This is a genomic window from Sutterella parvirubra YIT 11816, assembly GCF_000250875.1.
In the GTDB taxonomy this organism is placed as follows: domain Bacteria; phylum Pseudomonadota; class Gammaproteobacteria; order Burkholderiales; family Burkholderiaceae_F; genus Sutterella; species Sutterella parvirubra.
Map to the genome: position 1 here is coordinate 25,530 of NZ_JH605003.1, position 4,475 is coordinate 30,004.

The following is a 4,475-nucleotide window of genomic DNA, read 5'->3' on the forward strand; positions in this document are numbered from 1 at the left end:
CGTAGAGCGCGTCCTGGAAGTCGATCACGCCCGGCATCGGGTCGGAGACCATGAGGTTCCGGGGCATGAAGTCGCGGTGGACGAACACCTGCGCTTCGCGCAGATTGTTCTTCAGGATGAATTCCTTCGTCATCGCCCACCACTTCCGCTCCGTCTCGTCCCACTCGACGCCGCGGTGGCGCTTCACGTACCACTCGGGGAAGAGTTCGAGCTCGCGCTCCAGAACGGCGCGGTCGTACTCGGGGAGAACGCCCGGGCGGGAGGCCTTCTGCCACGTCACGAGCGCGGTCGTCGCGGCGTCCATCAGCTTCGCGGCGTTCTCTTCGTTCAGCACGTCGAGGTACGTCTGATTCCCGAGGTCCGAAATGAGGGCGAACCCCGCGTCGAGGTCCGCTTCGAAGACTTCGGGGACGTTCAGCCCCGCCTCGCGCATGAGCGCGCAGACCTTGAGGTACTGCGGGGTGTTTTCGTGCTCGGGAGGCGCGTCCATCACGATGAAGGAGCGGCCCGATTCGGAGGGCACGCGAAAGTACCGGCGAAAGCCCGCGTCACTGCTCGCCGGGGCGAGCGCCTCCGCGCGGAGGCCGTATCGGGGGGCGGTCTGTCGGAGCCACTGCTCCAGCATCTCGTCGCGGTTCGCCATGAGGACAACTCCTTCTTCAATAGGTGGCGCAAGGCGGCCGTCCCTGCGGGCGGCCGCCTTATAATTTGGCAATTTCATCGCCGCCCATTTTATCGGCTCCTCCCGGAGTCCGCTTCACCATGACCCTACCGCCCGTCCGCGTCATCGCCGCCTGCGTCGCGCTCGCCACCGCCGCCATGAGCGGCGCCGCCCAAGCCTCCGACAACGTCCGCGTCCGCCTCGACTCGGCCACCAGGCTCGATATGGACCAAGCGCGCACCGACGCGAACGACAGCGCGAGCTTCGTGAGCGCCGAACGCATCGAAGGCAACCCCGAAGACGAACTCCATCTGATCGGCGACGCGGAAATCCGCCGCGGCGGCACGGTGCTCACCGCGGACGAGATCACCTACGTGCAGAGCACGGACGAAGTGACCGCGAAGGGCAACGCCAAGATCACGCGCCAGGGCGCGAGCTTCTCGGGTCCCTCGATGAAGTTCCGCATCACGAGCCGCTCGGGCTCGATGGAGGACGCGACGTGGGAGTACGCGCCCCGCAATCTGCGCGGCTGCGCGAGGAACGTGCGCTTCCTCTCCGGGGACCGCACGACCTTTGAAGACGTCAAGGTGACGACCTGCAAGCGCGAGGACGAGGCCTGGTTCATCCGCATGAACGACCTCGAAATCGACGAGTACGACCGTTCGGCCTCGGGCCGCGGGGCGACGCTTCACTTCCAGGGCGTGCCGATCTTCGGCTCCCCCTGGTTCTCGTTCCCGATCAGCTCGGAACGCCGCTCGGGGTTCCTCACGCCCACCTACGCGATGAGCTCGACCCGAGGCGTCGACATCTCGATTCCGTACTACTTCAACCTCGCGCCCAACTACGACTGGACGATCACGCCCCGGTACATGACGAAGCGCGGGCTGATGATCGGCAACGAAGCGCGCCTGATGCTCCCCAACTTTGAGGGATCGGCGTCCTTCAACTACCTGAACGACGACCGCGAGTACGGCGACACCCGCTGGGGCACGCGCGTCCAAGGGAAGTACCAGCGCGACCAGCTCGGCTTCACGGTCGACTACAACCGCGTCTCGGACGACGACTACATCTCGGACTTCGCGGGCGACATCCGCGAATCGTCCGAAGCGGTTCTGCCGCAGGACTACGCGCTCACGTGGACCGACACGCACTGGTCGACGGCGCTGCGCGTCAACAAGAACCAGACGCTCGCGATCGACCCCGAGGATCTGGACGGCCGCAAGATCGTGAAGCCCTTTGAGCGCGAACCGCAGTTCGTCGCGTCGGGCTACTACGGCGACGTCCAAGGCTTTGAGCTCACGAGCGTCATCGAAGCGACGCGCTTCACGCACCCGGACATGATGGACGGGTCGCGCTTCGTCGTCGACCAGACGGTGAGCTACCCGATGAGGGGCGCGGGCTGGTTCGTGATTCCGAAGGGGCGCCTCATCGGCACCTGGTACGACCTCCAGCACCGCGGCCGCAACCTGCAGGGCACCGGCAGCGACGCCTACGTCTACTACAAGGACAACAACCCGAGCCGCGTCTCGCCCATCTTCAGCCTCGACACGGGGTTGATCTTCGAGCGTGATTCGAGCTGGTTCGGCCGCGACGCCTTCCAGACGGTCGAGCCGCGCATCTTCTACGCCTACTCGCCCTACCGCGACCAGTCGGACATTCCGATCTTCGACACGTCGATCGCCGACCTGAACTTCGCGACGCTCTTCACCGAGAACGTCTACGCGGGCTACGACCGCGTGTCGGAAGCCAACCAGGTGACGACCGCGATCTCGACCCGCTACATCGACAAGGCCTCGGGGCTTGAAATCTTCCGCGCGGGGCTCGGCCAGCGCCACTACTTCGGCGACCAGCGCGTCGACTTCCTCAACACGACCACGGAGCGCGACTACTTCGACGGTCAGGACACGCTGGGGACCCGCACGCACGACAGCCGAAGCGACCTTTTGGCGAGCGTCGGCGCGCGCCTCACCCGAGCGGTGACGGTCTCGACCACGGCGCAGTACTCGTCTTCTCAGAGCGAACTCCAGAAGATCAACGCCGGCATCCGCTGGCAGCCGCGTCCGATGTCGAGCATGGCGCTCTACTACCGCTACAACAAGACGGCGGTGGCGACCGAGGACCGCATCAAGCAGATCGACTTCGCGATGCAGTGGCCGCTCACGGACCGTCTCTACGGCCTCTTCCGCTACAACTACTCGCTCTATCAGGACAAGCCGATCGAAATGATCGGCGGGTTCGAGTACCACCACGACTGCTGGACGATGCGCATCGCCGCCCAGCGCTACACCACGAGTTCCAACGAAGACGAGACCAACTTCTTCTTACAACTGGAGCTGACCGGTTTGGGTAGCATTGGCGTCAGTCCGCTCTCGGAACTTCGCCGCAGCATCAAGGCTTATCAAACGCGTGACTCCATCCCCGGGATGTCCGATCCTTACGACTACTATGAATAAGTTCAAGACACTCGCCCTCGTTCTCGCGACGCTCGGCGCCGCTGCCGCTCAGGCGGCTTCCGTCATGGATCAGCCGCCCGCCGGGGGCGTCGAACCCGCGGCCGCCGCGCCGCTTCAGGCCGACCTCGACCGCATCGTCGCCGTCGTGAACAACGAGGTGATCACCGAGACCGAACTCCAGCAGCGCGTCCACACGGTCGCGATCAATCTGCGCCGCGCGCAGATCGAACTTCCCCCGATGGAGCAGCTCCGCCAGCAGGTTCTGGAGCGCCTCATCACCGAGCGCGCCATCATGCAGCACGCCCGTCAGACCGGGATCCGCATCGACGACCAAATGGTGAACGCCTCGATCGAACAGATCGCCCGCCAGAACAACCTCACCGTCGAGGAGCTGCGCAGCCGCCTCGCCGCGGACGGCGTCGCCTTCAATTCGTTCCGCGAAGAGATCCGCGACGAAATCACGACGCAGCGCCTGCGCGAGCGTGAGGTCGACGAAAAGATCGTCGTTTTGGACAGCGAAATCGACGCCTACCTCGCCGAACAGGCGGGCTTCACCGGGGACGAAACGACCGAATACCACGTCGCGCACATCCTGCTGCCGATCAACACGCCCGACGAAGACGACGCGGTGCGCAAGACCGCCGAAGACATCGCGCAGCGCGCCAGGAACGGCGAGGAATTCTCCTCGCTCGTCGCCGCCTTCTCGCGCGCCGACGACGCGCTCTCCGGGGGCGACCTCGGCTGGCGCACGAAGTTGGACATGCCGGAAGTCTTCTGGAAGGCGATGGAAAACGACCTCAAGGCCGGCAACGTCTACGTGACGCGCTCGCAGCGCGCCTGGCACGTCGTGAAGCTCGAAGGCGAGCGCAACGGCGCCACCGCGAAGCTGGCCGGGGGCCCGGTCGAGCAGACCCACGCCCGCCACATCCTGATGTTCGTCTCGGACATCACGCCGGAAGCCGACGTGCTGCGCCGCCTCTCCGAAATCAAGGCCCGCATCGAAGCCGGCGAAGCCGACTTCGCCACGATGGCCCGCCTCAATTCCGTCGACGCCACCGCCACCCGCGGCGGCGACCTCGGGTGGCTCCAGGACGGGGACACCGTGCCCGAATTCGAAGCCGCGATGAAGAAGTTGAAGAAGGGCGAAGTCTCCGAGCCGATCAAGACCAACTACGGCTACCACCTCATCCAGGTGGTCGACCGCCGCACCGACACCGAAGGCAACCCGCAGCGCATGCGCATCGCGGCGCGTCAGGCGCTCCGCCAGAAGAAGCTCGCCGAAGCGACCGCCACCTGGCAGCGTGAGCTCCGCGACGAAGCCTACGTCGACGTGCGCCTCAACGACGCCGAATGATGAGCGG

The 4,475-nt window shown here is 65.4% G+C and carries 2 protein-coding genes and 1 pseudogene; 2 read left to right on the plus strand and 1 reads right to left on the minus strand.

The genetic code is table 11. The features are described 5' to 3' along the window. Window positions 1–643, minus strand: a pseudogene (locus HMPREF9440_RS12135) (aminoglycoside phosphotransferase family protein); the annotation flags it as partial. Window positions 644–762: 119 nt separating this feature from the next. On the opposite strand from HMPREF9440_RS12135, the gene HMPREF9440_RS07975 reads away from it, so the two are divergent. Then, entirely contained in the window at window positions 763–3,114 is a 2,352-nt protein-coding gene (locus HMPREF9440_RS07975; RefSeq protein ID WP_008543160.1) for an LPS-assembly protein LptD, read from the plus strand. Next, a complete protein-coding gene (locus tag HMPREF9440_RS07980) occupies window positions 3,107–4,468 on the plus strand; it encodes a peptidylprolyl isomerase (RefSeq protein WP_008543162.1) in 1,362 nt (453 codons plus the stop codon). The genes HMPREF9440_RS07975 and HMPREF9440_RS07980 overlap by 8 nt, the downstream gene beginning before the upstream one ends. Window positions 4,469–4,475: the final 7 nt, after the last annotated feature.